15 protein-coding genes and 1 pseudogene are annotated in these 17,872 nt (G+C 69.9%); 4 read left to right on the forward strand and 12 right to left on the reverse strand.

Going from position 1 to position 17,872, the window contains the following annotated elements; genetic code table 11:
* The 9 genes and pseudogenes from nuoH to ACGFY5_RS32840 all read right to left on the reverse strand — a co-directional run bounded on the left by nuoH (position 1) and on the right by ACGFY5_RS32840 (position 11,040).
* Positions 1-1,311 carry an NADH-quinone oxidoreductase subunit NuoH gene (gene nuoH / locus ACGFY5_RS32800; RefSeq protein ID WP_392726380.1) on the reverse strand — a complete coding sequence of 437 codons (1,311 nt, stop codon included), beginning with the start codon at positions 1,309-1,311 and terminating at the stop codon, positions 1-3.
* On the reverse strand, positions 1,308-3,869 hold the full coding sequence (locus ACGFY5_RS32805; RefSeq protein ID WP_392726059.1) for an NADH-quinone oxidoreductase subunit G: 2,562 nt from the start codon (positions 3,867-3,869) through the stop codon (positions 1,308-1,310). Before ACGFY5_RS32805 ends, nuoH begins: the two co-directional genes overlap by 4 nt.
* Positions 3,869-5,176: an NADH-quinone oxidoreductase subunit NuoF gene (gene nuoF / locus ACGFY5_RS32810; protein ID WP_392726061.1), complete on the reverse strand. Its 1,308-nt coding sequence runs from the start codon at positions 5,174-5,176 to the stop codon at positions 3,869-3,871. Before nuoF ends, ACGFY5_RS32805 begins: the two co-directional genes overlap by 1 nt.
* 455 nt (positions 5,177-5,631) lie before the next feature.
* Positions 5,632-6,525, reverse strand: a pseudogene (nuoE, locus tag ACGFY5_RS32815) (NADH-quinone oxidoreductase subunit NuoE); the annotation flags it as partial.
* On the reverse strand, positions 6,522-7,844 hold the full coding sequence (locus ACGFY5_RS32820; protein WP_392726063.1) for an NADH-quinone oxidoreductase subunit D: 1,323 nt from the start codon (positions 7,842-7,844) through the stop codon (positions 6,522-6,524). The gene ACGFY5_RS32820 and the pseudogene nuoE, both read right to left, overlap by 4 nt.
* A 13-nt stretch (positions 7,845-7,857) precedes the next feature.
* On the reverse strand, positions 7,858-8,544 hold the full coding sequence (locus tag ACGFY5_RS32825; RefSeq protein WP_392726066.1) for an NADH-quinone oxidoreductase subunit C: 687 nt from the start codon (positions 8,542-8,544) through the stop codon (positions 7,858-7,860).
* The gene (locus tag ACGFY5_RS32830) at positions 8,541-9,203 is read right to left on the reverse strand and encodes a NuoB/complex I 20 kDa subunit family protein (RefSeq protein ID WP_392726068.1); all 663 of its coding nucleotides are present in this window, start codon (positions 9,201-9,203) and stop codon (positions 8,541-8,543) included. Before ACGFY5_RS32830 ends, ACGFY5_RS32825 begins: the two co-directional genes overlap by 4 nt.
* 45 nt (positions 9,204-9,248) lie before the next feature.
* Complete coding sequence (locus ACGFY5_RS32835; protein WP_392726071.1) at positions 9,249-9,626, reverse strand: NADH-quinone oxidoreductase subunit A; 378 nt, start codon at positions 9,624-9,626, stop codon at positions 9,249-9,251.
* A gap of 133 nt (positions 9,627-9,759) precedes the next feature.
* Complete coding sequence (locus ACGFY5_RS32840) at positions 9,760-11,040, reverse strand: geranylgeranyl reductase family protein (RefSeq protein ID WP_392726382.1); 1,281 nt, start codon at positions 11,038-11,040, stop codon at positions 9,760-9,762.
* A gap of 401 nt (positions 11,041-11,441) precedes the next feature.
* On the opposite strand from ACGFY5_RS32840, the gene ACGFY5_RS32845 reads away from it, so the two are divergent.
* Entirely contained in the window at positions 11,442-12,056 is a 615-nt protein-coding gene (locus tag ACGFY5_RS32845; RefSeq protein ID WP_392726072.1) for a superoxide dismutase family protein, read from the forward strand.
* An 82-nt stretch (positions 12,057-12,138) separates the two neighbouring features.
* Positions 12,139-12,738: a superoxide dismutase family protein gene (locus ACGFY5_RS32850; protein ID WP_392726075.1), complete on the forward strand. Its 600-nt coding sequence runs from the start codon at positions 12,139-12,141 to the stop codon at positions 12,736-12,738.
* A gap of 20 nt (positions 12,739-12,758) precedes the next feature.
* Here ACGFY5_RS32850 and ACGFY5_RS32855 read toward each other — a convergent pair whose 3' ends face one another.
* Entirely contained in the window at positions 12,759-13,445 is a 687-nt protein-coding gene (locus ACGFY5_RS32855) for a demethylmenaquinone methyltransferase (protein WP_392726077.1), read from the reverse strand.
* Between the two features lie 102 nt (positions 13,446-13,547).
* On the opposite strand from ACGFY5_RS32855, the gene ACGFY5_RS32860 reads away from it, so the two are divergent.
* A complete protein-coding gene (locus tag ACGFY5_RS32860) occupies positions 13,548-14,057 on the forward strand; it encodes an SCP2 sterol-binding domain-containing protein (RefSeq protein WP_392726080.1) in 510 nt (169 codons plus the stop codon).
* Positions 14,057-15,637, forward strand: coding sequence for an AMP-binding protein (locus tag ACGFY5_RS32865; protein ID WP_392726082.1), 1,581 nt, complete (start codon positions 14,057-14,059; stop codon positions 15,635-15,637). The genes ACGFY5_RS32860 and ACGFY5_RS32865 overlap by 1 nt, the downstream gene beginning before the upstream one ends.
* A gap of 21 nt (positions 15,638-15,658) precedes the next feature.
* Here the strand turns inward: ACGFY5_RS32865 and ACGFY5_RS32870 are convergent, their stop codons facing one another.
* Entirely contained in the window at positions 15,659-16,762 is a 1,104-nt protein-coding gene (locus ACGFY5_RS32870) for a polyprenyl synthetase family protein (protein ID WP_392726085.1), read from the reverse strand.
* Between the two features lie 44 nt (positions 16,763-16,806).
* Positions 16,807-17,841, reverse strand: a complete 1,035-nt coding sequence (locus tag ACGFY5_RS32875; RefSeq protein WP_392726088.1) for a MerR family transcriptional regulator — start codon at positions 17,839-17,841, stop codon at positions 16,807-16,809.
* Between the last annotated feature and the right edge of the window lie 31 nt (positions 17,842-17,872).

The raw sequence follows: 17,872 nt of genomic DNA on the forward strand, positions 1-17,872 counted from the left end.
TCAGTCCTCCTTCTCGGTCTGCGATTCGTCGTCCGCGCCGACCTTGGCGGGAACCTGCGGCTTCAGCCGAGGCGACGGTGGAACGACGAGGTCCATCGGCGGCACCGGGAAGTCGGAACTCGGGTTGGGATCGCGGGCGTCGACTTCCTTCTTGGCGCGTTCCGGCACCAGCAGGCTGAGCGCGACGACCACCAGCAGCACGACCGCGAGACCGATCAGGACGTTGCGCGTCGAGAGGTCGTACTCGCGGCTGATCGTGCGCATCGCGGCGACGAGCAGCAGCCAGACCAGGCTGATCGGCACCAGGACCTTCCAGCCGAAGTGCATGAACTGGTCGTAGCGCAGGCGGGGCAGCGCACCGCGGAGCCAGACGAACACGAAGAGGGCTGCGAGCACCTTGATGATGAACCACAGCACCGGCCACCAGTTCTCGTTGGCGCCCGGCCAGATCGTGCCGATGCCGAACGGTGCCCGCCAGCCACCGAGGAACAGCGTCGCGCAGAGCGCCGACACCGTCACCATGTTGATGTACTCGCCGAGGAAGAACATCGCGAACTTCAGCGAGGAGTACTCGGTGTGGAAACCACCGACGAGCTCGCTTTCGGCCTCGGGGAGGTCGAACGGAGCCCGGTTGGTCTCACCGACCGCCGAGATCGCGTAGACGACGAAGCTCGGCAGCAGCGTGAACACGAACCAGGTGTTCTCTTGCGCCCCGACGATCTCGCTGGTGGACAGCGAACCCGCGGTGAGCAGCACCGGCACGATCGAGAGGCCCATCGCGACCTCGTAGGAGATCATCTGCGCCGCCGACCGCAGACCACCCAGCAGCGGGTAGGTCGAGCCGGACGCCCAGCCGGCGAGCACGATGCCGTACACACCCATCGACGAGCAGGCCAGGATGTACAGGACGCCGACCGGCAGGTCGGTGAGCTGCAGCGCGGTGGTGTGGCCGAAGACCGAGACGTTCGGGCCGAGCGGGATCACCGAGAACGCGATGATGGCCACGATCGCCGAGATGATCGGCGCGATGATGTAGACGACCTTGTCAGCGGCCGTCGGGATGATGTCTTCCTTGAACGCCAGCTTGATGCCGTCGGCGAGGCTCTGCAGCGTGCCCCACGGGCCGGTGCGGTTGGGCCCCGGCCGCACCTGCATGTAGCCGATGACCTTGCGCTCGGCGACGATCGAGAACAGCACGAAGACGACGAGGATGGCGAACGTCGCGATGATCTTCGCGATGATCAGCCACCACGGGTCGTTGCCGACCGCCGCCGGTTCCGCGGCCGCGAGCACGGCGCTGGTATTCATCAGGCCTCTCCCTCGGTGTCGACCGCCGGCCGGCCACCGTCGGCCGGGTCACCGCCGTCGCTGGTGGCGCGGGCCTCGACGTCGCCCAGGCCACCGTCGGCCGGAACACTGCCAGGCACCCCCGACGAAACCGGGGCGGACGCGCCGTTGGCCGAACCTGCTGTGACTCGCACCAGGTCTCCGGCCCCGACACCGAGCGTCGGGCGGACGCGGGAATCGACCGAGTTCGTCGGCACCCAGACCACCCGGTCGGGCATCTCGGTGACCGCGACCGGCAGCTGGATCGCTCCCCGGTCGGTGGAGACCAGGATGTGCGCGCCGGGCCGGACGCCGAGCTCGGCGGCCGTACCGGGTGAGAGGTGCGCGAACGCGGGCTTCGCGGTGCCGGCGAGATGCTCCTCGCCGTCCTGCAGCGTGCCCAGGTCGAGCATGTGGTGCCAGGTGGCCAGCACGGCCTCGCCGTCACCGGCGCTCACGCGCGGCGCGGCGGGCTCCATCGGGGACGGTGGCGGATCGACGTCCGGGCCGCTCGTACCCAGCGCGGTGGCCTCGGCCAGGATCGCCTCGGAGGTCGCGGCGCCGAGGTAGGCGCCGAGCTCCGACGCGAGCGTGTCGAGGACCCGCGCGTCGGTCAGCGCGCCGGTGCCCTGGAGCGTGAGCCCGAACGGACGGACCCGGCCTTCCCAGTTGATGAAGCTGCCGACCTTCTCGGCCACCGGGGCGATCGGGAACACGACGTCCGCGTACTCGGTGACGCCCGACGAGCGCAGCTCGAGGCTGACGACGAACGGGGCCGCCGCCAGCGCGGCACGTGCCGCCACCGGGTCGGGCATGTCGTCGGGGTCGACGCCGCCGACCACCAGGCCGCCGAGCGTGCCGTCGGCAGCAGCGGCGAGGATCTCCGACGCCGAGCGCCCCGGGGCCTCGGGCAGCGAGACGCCCCAGGCCGCCTCCACGGCGGACCGACCGGCCACGGAGGACACCTGACGCCCACCGGGCAGCAGGTTCGGCAGCGCGCCGGCCTCGACCGAGCCGCGCTCACCGGCGCGACGCGGCACCCAGCCGAGCTTCGCGCCGGTCGAGAGCGCCAGCAGCGAGGCCGCGGAGTACGCGCCGCGGATGCTCGCCGCGCGCTCCCCGATCAGGATCACCGCACCCGGTCCACGCAGCCCCTCGGACAGTGCCGTGAGGTCGGGCAGCTCGCCGGCGCGCAACGCGTCCAGCACCTTGGGCTCGGCGCCCGGGGTGGCCTGGATCAGCGTGCCGCCGAGCTTGTCGAGCCCGCGGGTGGCCAGCGGGGCCACCGACCAGACCTTCGCGCCGCGCTTGCGCCAGGCCTTGCGCAGGCGGAGGAAGAGGATCGCCGCTTCCTCCTCCGGCTCGAACGCCACCAGCAGGACGTTCGACGCGTTCTCCAGGTCGCGGTAGGTGATGCCCATGCCCTGGCCCGCGACGTGCGCGCCGAGGAACAGCGACTCCTCGTCGGAGTGCGGGCGGGCGCGGAAGTCCACGTCGTTGGTGCCCAGGGCGACCCGCGCGAACTTCGAGTACGCGTAGGCGTCCTCGTAGGTCAGACGGCCACCCGGCAGCACGCCGACGCCACCGTTGTCCTTCGCGGCCTCCAGGCCGCGCGCGGCGGCGTCGAAGGCCTCGGTCCACGAGACCGGCTCGAGCTCACCGGCGGTGTTGCGCACCAGCGGCTGGGTGAGCCGCTTCTTGCCGGTCGCGTAGACGAACGCCCAGCGGCCCTTGTCGCAGTTCCACTCCTCGTTGACCTCGGGATCCTCACCGGCGAGCCGGCGCAGGACCTTGCCGCGCCGCCAGTCGGTGCGCAAGCTGCAGCCACCCGCGCAGTGCTCGCACACCGACGGCGTGCTGACCAGGTCGAACGGGCGGGCCCGGAACCGGTAGGCAGCGCTGGTGAGCGCGCCGACCGGGCAGATCTGGACCGTGTTGCCAGAGAAGTACGACTGGAACGGCTCGTCGGACGCGATGCCGACCTGCTCCAGCGCGGAACGCTCCAGCAGCTCGATGAACGGGTCACCGGCGATCTGCTTGGAGAACCGCGTGCAGCGGGCGCACAGCACGCAGCGCTCGCGGTCGAGCAGCACCTGCGACGAGATCGCCAGCGGCTTCGGGTAGGTGCGCTTGACGTCCCGGAAACGCGACTCGGCGGCGCCGTTGCTCATCGCCTGGTTCTGCAGCGGGCACTCACCGCCCTTGTCGCAGATCGGGCAGTCCAGCGGGTGGTTGATCAGCAGCAGCTCGAGCGTGCCCCGCTGCGCCTTCTCGGCGACCGGGCTGGAGAGCTGCGTCTTGACCACCATGTCGGGCGTGACCGTGGCCGTGCAGCTCGCGACCGGCTTGCGCTGGCCGTCGACCTCCACGATGCACTGGCGACACGCGCCGACCGGCTCGAGCAGCGGGTGGTCGCAGAACCGGGGGATCTGGATCCCCAGCTCCTCGGCGGCCCGGATGATCAGCGTGCCCTTCGGCACGGTGACGCTCAGGCCGTCGATCGTCAGCGTGACGGTGTCGACTTTCTCAGGTGCAACGGTCATCAGTGCGCTCCGGCGAGTGCGGCCTGCTCGGCCGAGAAGTACGGCGCCTTGCGGCCCTCGATGTAGTCGAGGTAGTCGTCGCGGAAGTACTTCAGCGACGACGTGACCGGGCTGGTCGCACCGTCGCCGAGCGCGCAGAACGACCGGCCGAAGATGTTGTCGCAGGTGTCGAGCAGCGTGTCGAGGTCGGTTTTGGTGCCCTGCCCGGACAGGATCCGGCGGAGCACCTGCACCATCCAGTAGTTGCCCTCGCGGCACGGCGTGCACTTGCCGCACGACTCGTGCGCGTAGAACGCGATCCAGCGATAGGTCGCGTACACCACGTCGTCCTGATCGCTGAACACCTGCACGGCCGTCGTACCGAGCATCGACCCGGCGGCCGCGGCACCTTCGAAGTCCAGCGGGACGTCGAGATGCTCGTCGGTGAAGAGCGGCGTGGACGAACCACCCGGCGTCCAGAACTTCAGCTGGTGGCCCTCTTTCATGCCACCGGCCAGTTCGAGCAGCTCGCGCAGCGTGATGCCGAGGTGACACTCGTACTGGCCCGGACGGTTCACCCGGCCGGAGATCGAGAAGATCTTCGGGCCCGGCGACTTCTCGGTGCCCATCGTCTTCCACCACTCGGAGCCGCCGAGCACGATGTACGGCACGCTCGCGATCGTCTCGACGTTGTTGACGACCGTCGGGCCGCCGTAGAGGCCGGCGACAGCGGGGAACGGCGGCTTGAGGCGCGGCTGGCCGCGGTAGCCCTCGAGCGAGTCGAGCAGCGCGGTTTCCTCGCCGCAGATGTAGGCGCCGGCGCCGGAGTGGACGACCAGCTCCAGGTCGAAGCCGCTGCCGAGGATGTTGCGGCCGAGGTAGCCGCGGGCGTAGGCCTCGTTCACCGCGTTGCGGAGGCGGCGGGCGGCGTGCACGGCTTCACCGCGGATGTAGATCGCGGCGAAGTTCGCGCGGATCGCGTAGGCGGCGATCACGATGCCCTCGATGAGGCCGTGCGGGTCGGCCATCATGTACGGCAGGTCCTTGCAGGTGCCGGGCTCACCCTCGTCGGCGTTCACCACGAGGTAGTGCGGCTTGCCGTCGCCCTGCGGGATGAATCCCCACTTGAGACCGGTGGGGAAGCCGGCGCCACCACGGCCGCGCAGACCGGAGTCCTTGATCAGCTGGATCAGGTCGTCCGGGTGGGACTTGATCGCCTTGCGCAAGCCCGAGTAGCCGTCGAGGCGCTCGTAGACCGAGATCTTCCAGGCCTCGGGCGAGAGCCAACGCTTGGTGAGTACCGGGGTGAGGACTTCGCGCTCGCTCACTTGTCGTTCCCCTTCGCGTTCTCAGTCCTGGGGTCCGTCGGCGGTGCGTCACCGGCCGGCTTGGAGTCCGCTGCGGGCTCCGGCACGGTCGGCGAGGTCTCGGCCGGGTTCTCCGGCGTTTCAAGAACGGCGTCCTTGATCTGGGACTGCGCCTCTGGAGATGGGTTGGCGGCCTGGGCCGGCTGCGTGGGCGCCTGCTCGACCGCGGGGGCCGAGCGCTCGGTGCCCGGGCGCCGCGTCGTGGTGCGCTTGGTGGCCGGCCGACGCTTGGCCGGGTCGGCCGTGGCCGACACCAACGGCCCGGTCGTCCGCTTCCGCGGCGCCGCCTTCTTCGCCGGCTCCGTACCGGCAGGCGGCCGAACGAGCCCGATCGGCTCAGCCTTGTCGCCGGACTCGACGGACTCGCCGGGCTTGGCGTCCGCCGGCTGCGCCGGGACGACTGCCGCGGGCGCGGTCGCGCTGTCCGCGGGCTTGTTGTCCGCGGGCGCGGCCTTGTCGCCGCCCGGCTCAGCCGTCTTCGGCCCGTCAGCCTTGGCCGCGACAGCCGTTTCGCCGGCAGGCGAAGCCGCCGCCGGTGCGGCAGGAGCCGCCGGTGCGGCAGCGGCCGGGCCGGGCGCGGCCTTGGCCGGGGCCGGCTGGGCGTCTTTTTCGGCTTTCCTGGGGATGGGCGTGTTCGGGAAGTAGCCCGGGACACTCACCCCGCGCTCCTCCGCCACCCGGTTCCCGGCGACCGTCGGCTCGACGCCGACCATCGCGTCGGCGACCGCGCTGCGGTCGTCCTGGAACCCCGCGAGCTCCCGCGACATCTGCTTGAACGAGCAGAGCCGCGCCCCGCGCGTCGGCATCGGACGCTCGCCGTCCTGGAGTTTCTTCACCAGCGAGAGCGCCGAATCGGCGTCCACCTGGTCGAAGTACTCGTAATTCACCGTCATCACCGGCGCGTAGTCACACGCCGCGAGGCACTCGGCGTGCTCCAGTGTGATCCGACCGTCCTCGGTGGTCTGGTCGTGCCCCACCTCGAGGTACGACGACAGCGCCTCGTACGCCTTGTCTCCCCCGAGCACCCCGCACATCGTGTTCGTGCAGACGCTCACCAGGTACTCACCGGTGGGCCGACGCTTGTACATCGTGTAGAACGTCGCGACCGCGGCCACCTCGGCCTTGGTGATCCCGAGCTGCTCGGCGCAGAACGCGATGCCCTGCGGGCTCACGTACCCGTCGACCGACTGCACCAGGTGCAGCATCGGCAGCAACGCCGAGCGCGAACGCCCCTCGGGGTAGCGGGCGACGATCGTCGCGGCCTGCTCGACCAGGTCAGCCCTGACCGTCTCGTCGGTCAACTCGCTCATCGATCTACTCCACCCATAACCGGGTCCAGCGAGGCGCCGGACGCGATCGCGTCGGCGATCGGGGCACCCTCGACCATCGCGGGGAACGCCTGCAGGTTCACGAAGCTGGGTTCGCGCACGTGGACGCGGTACGGCCGGGTGCCGCCGTCGCTGACGACGTGGAAGCCGAGCTCACCGCGGGGCGACTCGACGGCCGTGTAGACCTGCCCGACCGGTACCCGGAAGCCCTCGGTCACCAGCTTGAAGTGGTGGATCAGGGCCTCCATCGACTGGCCCATGATCTGCCGGACGTGCTCCAGCGAGTTGCCCATGCCGTCCTTGCCGAGCGCGAGTTGCGCCGGCCAGGCGATCTTCTTGTCGCCCACCATGACCGGGCCCGGCGCCAGCCGGTCCAGCGTCTGCTCGACGATGCGCAGCGACTCGCGCATCTCGTTGATGCGCACCAGGTAGCGGCCGAACACGTCGCCGGTGGTCTCGGTGACGACCTCGAAGTCGTAGTTCTCGTACCCGCAGTACGGCATCGTCTTGCGCAGGTCCCAGGGCAGACCGGCCGAGCGGAGCACGGGCCCGGTGACGCCCAGCGCGAGGCACCCGGTGACGTCGAGGAAGCCGACGTTCTTCGTCCGGGCCTTCCAGACCGGCTGACCGGTCAGCAGCTTCTCGTAGTCGTCGATCTTGGACCGCATGTACGGCACGAACTCGCGGATCTTGTCGACGGCGCCGGGTGGCAGGTCCTGTGCGAGGCCGCCGGGCCGGACGAACGCCATGTTCATCCGCAGGCCGGTGATCTCCTCGAACAGGTCGAGCACGTGCTCGCGCTCGCGGAAGCCGTAGATCATCATCGTCGTGGAGCCGAGCTCCATACCGGTGGTGGCCAGCCAGACCAGGTGCGAGCTGATCCGGTTGAGCTCCATCAGCAGCACGCGCAGCGTCGTGGCCCGCTCGGGCACCTCGACGCCGAGCAGCTTCTCCACCGCCAGGCAGTAGCCGGTCTCGTTGAAGATCGGCGCGAGGTAGTCCATCCGGGTGACGAACGTGGTGCCCTGCGTCCACGTGCGGTACTCGGTGTTCTTCTCGATGCCCGTGTGCAGGTAGCCGATGACCGAGCGCGCCTCGGTGATCGTCTCGCCCTCGAGTTCGAGCACGAGGCGCAGCACGCCGTGCGTCGACGGGTGCTGGGGCCCCATGTTGACGACGATGCGCTCACTGGCCAGCGGGTCCTCGGCGTTGATCGAGTCCCAGTCGCCGCCCGTGACCGTGTAGACGCGACCCTCGGTGGTCTCCCGGGAGTCGGCGTAGGGGTCGGTTGCCTGTGTCATGTCACGACCTCCTCTACCGGTAGGCCCGGCGGGTGTCGGGCGGCGGGATCTCCGCGCCCTTGTACTCGACCGGGACGCCACCGAGCGGGTAGTCCTTGCGCTGCGGGTGGCCGTCCCAGTCGTCCGGCATGAGGATCCGGGTCAGTGCGGGGTGGCCGTCGAAGAGCACGCCGAACATGTCCCAGGTCTCGCGCTCCTGCCAGTCCGCGGTCGGGTAGACCGACGTGACCGACGGGACGTGCGGGTCTTCCACGGTGACCGCGACCTCGAGCCGGATGCGGCGCCGGTAGGTCATGCTGGTCAGCTGGTAGACGACGTGCAGGCGGGAGGCTTTCTCCGCCTCGTCGGTGCCCTGCGGGGCGTCCAGGTAGTCGACTCCGGACACCGAGCTGAGCAGCTCGAACCGCAGCCCGTCGCCGTCGCGCAGCTGCTTGCAGACCTCGACGATCCGCTCGCGGCGCACGTGGAGCGTCAGCTCGCCGCGGTCGACGACGACCCGGGTGACCGCCTCCTCGAACCCGACGCCTCCCGTGGCCAGCTGCTCGCCGAGCAGGTCGGCGACCTCGTCGAAGTAGCTGCCGTACGGACGCTGGGTCGCGAGCGGGTCGGTGACCGGGCGGACCAGGCCACCGAACCCGGAGGTGTCGCCGGAGCCGGAGACCCCGAACATGCCCTTCTGGGCGGCGTCGTCAGTGCTCACTTGCGTGCCACTCCCGCTTCGATCTGCTTCGCGGCGGTTTCGATGCGGAGCTGCTCCGTACGGCCCTCGGCCTCGGCCTGCTCCCACTCCTTGCGGAGCGTCTTGTCGTACCGGAACGAGGACGGCATCGTGCCGTACCGCTTGAGCGTGCCGTTGGCCCGCGCCTCCTCGAATTCGGCGCGGCGCTTGGGCCCGAGCGGCTCGTGCATGATCTTTTCGTGCAGCTTCAGCACGGCGTCCAGCAGCATTTCCGGCCGCGGCGGGCAGCCGGGCAGGTACATGTCGACCGGCACCACGTGATCGACGCCCTGCACGATCGCGTAGTTGTTGAACATTCCACCCGAGCTCGCGCAGACGCCCATCGAGAGCACCCATTTCGGGTCGGGCATCTGGTCGTAGATCTGGCGCAGCACCGGCGCCATCTTCTGGCTCACCCGGCCGGCGACGATCATCAGGTCGGCCTGGCGCGGAGTGGCGGCGAACCGCTCCATTCCGAAGCGGGCGAAGTCGTACCGGGCTGCACCGGTCGTCATCATTTCGATGGCGCAGCAGGCCAGGCCGAACGTGGCCGGCCACATCGACGACTTACGACTCCAGTTGACGAGCTTCTCGACGGTGGTCACCAGAACCCCGCCGGGGAGTTTCTCTTCGAGCCCCATCGCGCGGACCCCTCTCAGAGTGAACGGGCTTGGTCGGGGAGCGACTCAGTCCCAGTCGAGGCCGCCGCGACGCCACACGTACGCGTAGGCGATGAACACGGTGGCGATGAACAGCACCATCTCCACCAGCCCGAACACGCCGAGCGACTCGTTGGCGACCGCCCACGGGTAAAGGAAGATGATTTCGATGTCGAAGATGATGAACAGCATCGCGGTCAAGTAGAACTTGACCGGGAATCGGCCACCGCCGGTGGCCTGCGGTGACGGCTCGATGCCGCATTCATAGGCTTCGAGCTTCGCTTTGTTGTAGCGCTTCGGGCCGACGACGGCCGCTGCTCCCACACTGCCGACCGCGAACAGAGCAGCAAGCACGAAAAGGCCGACGATCGGCATGAAAAGCGCGAGTGAACCGCCGGTGTCCATCGGTTCCCTTCCCTGACGTCGGTGTGCAGCGAGGAGGTGCCGTGAAGCTAATTAATGAGGGTTATGTTGTTGTGGGGGTGGCAGAGCAGTTAACACCAAGCTGCTACCCGCAGTTAAATTCGGTCGTACTCAATCACACTGCGGGTGCGAGCTTGGACAGGCCGTTGATGACTCGGTCCATTGCGTCCCCGCCGCGCGGGTCGGTGAGGTTCGCGAGCAGCTTGAGCACGAATCGCATGAGCAGCGGGTGCGGCAGGCCGTGCCGCGTCGCGACCTTCATGATCTCGGGGTTGCTGATCAGCTTCACGAACACACCGCCGAGGCGGTAGTAGCCGCCGTAGCGCTCGGTGAGCAGCGTCGGGTAGGCGCGCAGCGCCCGCTCCCGGCTCGGACCGGCGGACCGCGCGAGCGCCTGGACGGCGACCTCGGCGGCGATCTCGCCGGACTCCATCGCATACGCGATGCCCTCGCCGTTGAACGGGTTGACCATGCCGCCGGCATCGCCGACCAGCATCAGGCCCCGGGTGTAGTGCGGCTTGCGGTTGAAGCCCATCGGGAGGGCCGCGCCACGGATCGGGCCGTCGGCGTTCTCCTCGCGGAAGCCCCACTCTTCCGGAGTGCTGTTCATCCACGTCTTCAGCAGCTGGCGGTAGTTGACGTCCTTGAACGCCGCCGAGCTGTTGAGGATGCCGAGGCCGACGTTGGAACGCCCGTCGCCGAGGCCGAAGATCCAGCCGTAGCCGGGGAGCAGCCGCTCGCGGCCCTCGACCTTGTCCCACAGCTCCAACCACGACTCCAGGTAGTCGTCGTCGTGCCGGGGGCTCTCGTAGTACCGGCGGACCGCGACGCCCATCGGCCGGGCCTCGTTGCGGGCCAGGCCCAGCGCCAGCGCGAACCGGCCGGAGACGCCGTCGGCGGCGATCACCAGCGGGGCGCGGTAGGTGGCCTTCGTCTTCTCCGGACCGACCTCGGCCTCGACGCCGACCACCCGACCGGCGGTGGACAGCACCGGGCCGGTGACGGTGGTGGACGTGCGCAGCTGGGCGCCGGCCTTCCTGGCCGCCTTCGCGAGCATGTCGTCGAAGTCCATGCGGGTGCGCGTGAGGCCGTAGTTCGGGTAGGCCGCGAGCTCGGGCCAGGGCAGTTCCATCCGGACGCCGCCACCGATGACCCGCAGACCCCTGTTGTGCAGCCAGCCGTTCTCGGTGGACACGTCGATGCCCATCGAGATCAACGACCGGACCGCGCGTGGCGTCAACCCGTCGCCGCAGACCTTCTCGCGCGGGAACTCGGTCTTCTCCAGCAGGAGGACGTCGAGCCCGGCGCTGGCCAGGTGGTAGGCAGCCGCGGACCCGGCCGGGCCAGCGCCCACGACGATGACATCAGCATCCAGCCCGCCGGCGGTGCCGGACAGGCTCAGGGAACTGCTATCGGCGGCGGTGTCGACCACGGGGGGCTCGGCACCGCGAGGAGCGGGCTCGGTGGTCACGGCAGCCTCTCGAAGGGGCCTGGGGGCAGGGCTTTCGTGCGCTTGTGAAAATGTTCACGAACTCACGTGCGGCAGTCTATGCCGCTCATCACAGGCCTGGGTACTAAGGCTCACCTAACACGGAACACACACGCGCAAGGGGTCACCGCACTCCACAGCGCACAGGCTTTTGTTGACCGGTGTTTACATCGGTTTGCCCCGAGTTCGCGACGGTTCGGGGATTGTTCCCGGGGTCACAAAAAATCGACGCACCGAGTAGCGTCCCCGCCGAGCGGAACTAGTACATATCCGCACTTAGCAGGATCGTTGCCGCAGGGGGAACCAAGATGCGTCGGACCGCAGGACTCGTTGTCGTAACGGCCGCGTTGCTCACCGCCACCGGCTGCGGTGGCGGGAATTCGGACAGCTCCGGATCGACGCCGGAGAACTCGGCCTCGGGCGCGCTCGAGGCGACGCAGCCGACCGTCGCCGAGGGGACGTTCGCCCCCTACTCCCCCAGCGCCACCGCTATCGCCTACGACCCGAAGCTGATCCCGTCCGGAGCCTCGGCGCACCTGACGATCGCCGAGATCGTCGACACCACCACCGTGACGCTCGACGTCCGCGGCCTGCTGCCGAACCGGACCTACGGCGCGCACCTGCACACGATGCCGTGCGGCCCCACCGGCAAGGCCGCCGGACCGCACTACCAGCACCGGCCCGACCCGGCCGCGGCCGCGTCGCCGCCCTCGGTCGACCAGCTCTACGCGAACCCGCAGAACGAAGTCTGGCTCGACGTCACGACCGACTCGCAGGGCACCGGCACGAGCAAGAGCACCCAGCAGTGGCGCTTCGCGACGAAGCCGAAGTCGCTGGTCATCCACGCCAAGAAGACGGAGACGGCCGACGGCGAAGCAGGCATGGCCGGCGATCGCCTGGCTTGCCTGACCGTGCAGTCCTGATCCGTGTTGTCCGGCTAACAAAGTTCGACATTTCCGGCCAGTACCGTCTCGGGACGTCATCACCTTCCCGAAAGGCTCTGAAATGTACCGATCAACGGGATTATTCCTCGTCGCCGCTGCCGCGCTGCTCGTCACCTCGTGCGCCGACCCGAAGCCGGAGACGTCCACTCCGGAGAGCTCCGCGTCGACAGCGGTGAAACCGGCGTCGATGACCAAGGGGACGTTCGGCCCGTACACGGCGGACGGCAAAGCGGTCACCTACGACCCGGCCGTGGTCCCACCCGGAGCCACCGCGAGCGTCGGGATCACCGAAGCCGACGGCACCACGATCGTGACGCTGGAAACCCAGGGCCTGGTGCCCGACCGGGTCTACGGCGCGCACCTGCACACCAAGCCGTGCGGTGAGACCGGTAAGGCCGCCGGGCCGCACTACCAGCACGAGCACGACCCCGCCGCGAAGGCCTCACCGCCCTCGGTGGACCCGAGTTACGCCAACCCGCAGAACGAGGTCTGGCTCGACCTGACGACCGACTCGCAGGGCGCGGGCACGAGCAAGAGCACCCAGCAGTGGACGTTCACCGCGAAACCGCAGTCGCTGATCCTCCACGCCAAGAAGACCGAGACCGCGCCCGGCAAGGCAGGCACGGCCGGCGACCGGGTGGCCTGCCTGACGATCAGCTAGGCCCTGCTTTGGAGCAGGGCCTAACTCCGGATGGCGTGGTGCAGGGCGACGATCCCGCCGGTGAGATTGCGCCAGCGCACCGAGCCCCAGCCGTTCGCCGCGATCAGCCCGGCCAGCCCAGCCTGGTCGGGCCACGCCCGGATCGACTCGGCGAGGTACACGTAGGCATCCGGTGCGCTGCTCACCGTGCGGGCCACCTGCGGGAGAGCCCGCATCAGGTACTCGGTGTAGACGGTGCGGAACGGCGCCCAGGTCGGGCTGCTGAACTCGAGCACGACGAGTCGGCCGCCCGGCTTGGTGACCCGTGCCATCTCGGCCAGACCGGCGGCGGTGTCGGCCACGTTCCGCAAGCCCAGCGAGATCGTCACGGCGTCGAACGCGGCGTCCGGGAACGGCAGGTGCATCGCGTCGCCGGCCACCAGCGGAACGCCGCGGTCACGGCCCTCGCGGAGCATGCCGAGCGAGAAGTCGCAGGCGATGACCTCGGCGCCGGAGTGCGCCAGTTCGGCGGTGGAGACCGCGGTGCCGGCCGCGAGATCGAGGCAGCGTTCCCCCGGGCGCAGGTCGAGCACGTCAGCGGTGAGCGCGCGCCACCGCCGGTCCTGGCCGAACGAGATGACCGTGTTCGTCAGGTCGTACCGGCGTGCGACCTGGTCGAACATTGCCGCTACTTCATTCGGTCGCTTCTCCAGTGATGCCCGCGTCATGGGCGTCAGCCTAATCGCCAGTTCTCGGGAACCACTGGTCCGACTGTTTAACTCGAGAGTAACCTACTGGTGCGTTAAATACCGACCCGAGGGAGCCCCGCCGTGTCGACCTTCGAGATCGACCCGAAGAAGATCAGCACCGAAGAGTTCCAGGAGTTGCTCTCCCAGGCCGGTGACTCCGGGGGCCTGGACGACGTCGACCCGGCCACATTCGCCCGCCTCATCGGTCGCGCCCGGCGCGACCAGCTCGAGGCCGTGATGAGCAGCCCGGCCCGCGCGGTCGTGCTCGACCAGCTCTTCCGTCGGTTCGCCGAGCACTACCGGGCCGGCGAGAAGCGCCCACCGAAGGTCATCCACTGGAAGGTGACCGGCCGTCCCGACGGCGGCCAGGACGAGTACGAGCTCGTCCTGCACGGCGACCGGTGCGAGACGAATGCCGTACCGGAGCACGGCGCCGACACCACGATCATCCTGGGCGGACCGGAGCTCCTCCAGCTCACGTCGGGCAACGGCAGGCCGACCACGATGTTCATGACCGGCAAACTGAAGATCCGCGGCGACCTGGGCCTGGCCGCGGTACTGGCCAAGATCTTCGACGTTCCGAGCGCCTGATGTACGCCTCCCAGCTGGCCACCACGCTGATCAAGGCCGGTGTCATCGCACCCGGCCGTCCCGATCGGGTCACCAAGCAGCTCGTCGCGCTGCGGAGCTGGGGGCTGAGCCTGGCCGGCGGCTACACCAGCGCGGCGGCCCGTGACCCCGAGCGCATCGCACTGATCGACGAACGACGGCAGGTGACGTTCGCCGAGCTCGTCGACCGCGCCACCCGCATCTCTCGCGGCCTGGCCTCACTCGGCGTCCGGGGCAAGAGCAGGGTCGCGGTGCTCTGCCGCAACCACGCCGGCCTGATCGAAGCGCTGGTGGCCTCGGCCATGCTCGGGTCCGACACCGTGCTGCTCAACACCGGCCTCCCGGCGGCCCAGCTCGAAACCGTGCTGCGCGAGCAGTCCGTCGAACTGCTCATCGCCGACGAGGAGTTCCTGCCCGCGATCGGCGATCCGGGCTTCCCGGTCGTCGTGGCCTGGACCGAGAGCTCACAGCAGACGACGCTCGAGGACCTCGTCACCCAGAACCCGGGCGGTAAAGCGGCCCCGCCGGAGGTCGTCGGCCGCACGATCGTCCTCACGTCCGGCACCACGGGGGCGCCGAAGGGCGCCCGGCGCCCGCCGCCGCACGGGCTCGGCGCCCTCGCGTCGATCCTGTCGAAGATCCCGCTGAAGGTGCGGGACACGATCGCCATCCCCGCGCCGCTGTTCCACACCTGGGGATTCGCCGGCCTGCAGGTCGGGATGGGGCTGCGGGCGACGCTGGTGCTGCGACGCCGCTTCGAGCCCGAAGCTGTCCTGGCCGACGTGGCGGCCCACGGGGCCAACGGGATCTTCGTCGTCCCGATCATGATGCAGCGGATGCTCGAGCTGCCGCCCGACGTCCGGGCGAAGTACGACCTGTCCACGCTGCGCGCGATCGCCAGCAGCGGGTCCGCGCTGATCGGCGACTTCGCCGTCCACTTCATGGACGCGTTCGGCGACGTCCTCTACAACCTGTACGGCTCGACCGAGGTGTCGTGGGCGACGATCGCGACCCCGGCCGACATGCGCCGGGAGCCACGCACGGCCGGGCAGGCACCGCTGGGAACACGGCTGGCCATCCTGGACGCGGACGGCAACGACCTGCCCACCGGAACGCCGGGCCGGATCTTCGTCGCGAACGGGATGCTGTTCGAGGGATACACGAACGGTGCCGGTAAGGAAGCGGTACGCGGGTTCCTGAGCACCGGCGACGTCGGTCACCTGGACGCGACCGGGCTCCTGTTCGTGGACGGCCGCGACGACGACATGATCGTGTCGGGCGGCGAGAACGTGTTCCCGCGCGAGGTGGAGAACATCCTCACCGAAGCGGAATGCGTGCGTGAGGTGGCAGTGATCGGCGTTCCGGATGCGGACTTCGGTCAGCGGCTGGCCGCGTACGTCGTCCTGCACGAGGGGCACGCGGTCGACGCGGACGCGATCCGCGACATCGTGAAGGCGAAGGCCGCCCGCTACGCGATCCCCCGCGACGTCCACTTCCTCGCGGAACTCCCCCGCAACGCGACCGGGAAGGTCGTGCCGAGACTTCTGCGCCCCGCGACCTGACGGTCATCAGGGCCGGCGCGGCTATGCGTCGCGGTCGACGGCAGCGACGGCGAGGGCGCGTAGGGCCGCGCAGCCCTCCGTCGTCAGCGGAGCGGCTTCCAGCACCGCGAGCGCGTGGGTGAACCGCTCCGCGATCATCGTCTCGACGCGATCACGCGCGCCACAGTCGACGATCAGCTCGCGCAGCGCGCTCACCCCGGCGTCGTCGAGGTCGGGGTCGCCGAGGCGCTCGGCCAGCAGCGCGCGCCCGCCGTCCGACGCCTGCTCGCGGGTCGCCGCGATGAGCACGGTCTGCTTGCCCTCGCGCAGGTCCTCGCCGGACGGCTTCCCGGTCACGTCGCTGTCCCCGAACACCCCGAGCAGGTCGTCGCGCAGCTGGAACGCCTCGCCGATCGGGAGCGCGAACGCGGTGTACGCGTCGATCACCGCCGTGGGTGCATCGGCAATCGCCGCACCGAGGTGCAGCGGTGCTTCCACCGTGTACTTGCCGCTCTTGTACTGAGCGATCCGTAGGGCCCGCTCCAGCGGCACACCGCCGCGCGTCGGCGCCGAGATGTCGAGGTACTGCCCGGCCATCAGCTCCAGCCGCATCGACGCGAACACGTCACGCGTCCGCAGCGCCGCGGGCGCGGGGAGCCCGGCCGACGCGAGCATCTGCTCGGAGAGCACCAGGAGCAGGTCACCGAGCAGGATGGCGGCCGCCGACCCGAACCGGTCGGGGTCGCCGTGCCATCCGGCAGCGCGGTGCGTGGCGGCGAGCGCCCGGTGCGCCGCCGGACGGCCGCGGCGCAGGTCGGAGCCGTCCATGACGTCGTCGTGGATCAACGCGAACGCGTGCAGGAGCTCCAGCGACGCCGCAGCCCGGATCAACGACTCGTCGTCCGGCGCCCCGGCGGCGCGAGCACCCCAATAGGCGAACAGCGGACGCAGCCGCTTGCCTCCGGCCAGCACCGATGCCTGCAGCGGCCCGTCGAGGTCGGAGAGCTCGTCGCCGACCCGGGCGAGCACCTCGGTGTAGTCGGCGAGGAAGTCCTCCAACGCCAGACCGACACGCGCTCTGACGTCGGCGCTGCTGAATTTGGAGCGCGAAGTCGGTCGAGCTGTGCGCTGGACCTGCAAACTCATCTCGACCTCGTCCTGTTGGCGGTGCATCGGTTGTGCATCGATTCCTACCGCGAGGCGCGATGGCCCGCATCTCGAGATGACACCGGTCCGCCGAGTGCGGCCAGTACGCATTCCACGGCTTCGACCAGCGACGTCGGCAGCGCGACCCCGGCCGGCAGCCGTCGTCGGGCCGGCCCCAGCCAGCCCGGCCCCGCCGCGATCAGCCGCACTGGACGGCCGAGCGCCATCAACTTGGTGAACACGGTTGGGTCCGCTCTGTCCGGTATCTGCGACCACAGCACGACGACGGCCGGGCCGGTGCGACGCACGGCCTCCACCATCGCGTCGGTGGGGACGCGTGCCCCGAGGATGCGGGTACCGCGGCGCGCCTCCCGCAGCGCCGCCGCGAGCGCCTCCAGCGGCAGCGTGTGCTGCTCTTCCTCGACCGAGGCCAGCAGCGTCCGCGGTGGGGCCAGCGCCGGCACCGGTTCGTCGGCGGCTCGCGCGCGCCGGGGGCCGGAGGGGCCCGGCACGATCATCCGCAGTTCGGTGGAAATGTGCCAGGACAGCAAATGCTCGATTTCGACGACGCTGTGGCCGGCCTGCCATCGCTGGCCCAGCGCGTTGAGCACGGGAACCAGCACCTCGGTCCAGGTCAGCACCGTGCCGTAGGTGCGCAGGCAGCTGCGGATCTCCTCGGCGATCGCGTCGCCGTCCATGCTTCCGGCGGCGCGGGCGAGCCCTCGTGCGGCGGACTGGGCCAGCCCGACCGGCATCACCCGTCGCCCGGCCGGACGGGCGGTGGCACGCGGGGCCGGCTCGGAGAGCTCACCGGGGTTCGCAGCCAGCGCGGTGCGGGCGGCGTCGGCTGGGGAGACCCCCTGGAACGTGAGCCGGCGCATCATCTCCAGGCGCCGGACGTCCTCCGTGGAGTAGCGCCGGTGACGCCCCGCCTCGTGCTCACTCGGGCCCAACCCGTATCGCTGGTCCCAGGTACGCAGCGTAGTGACCGCGACACCGAGCCGCCGGGCCACCGCACCCGCCGTCAGACGCGGACCGGTCCAGGAAGGCCGGACCACCTCGCGTTCGTCACTCGCCACCTGTCGATCATCGCGCGCAACGCCCGAACCC

The sequence above is a fragment of the Cryptosporangium sp. NPDC048952 genome (assembly GCF_043197895.1).
In the GTDB taxonomy this organism is placed as follows: Bacteria; Actinomycetota; Actinomycetes; order Mycobacteriales; family Cryptosporangiaceae; genus Cryptosporangium.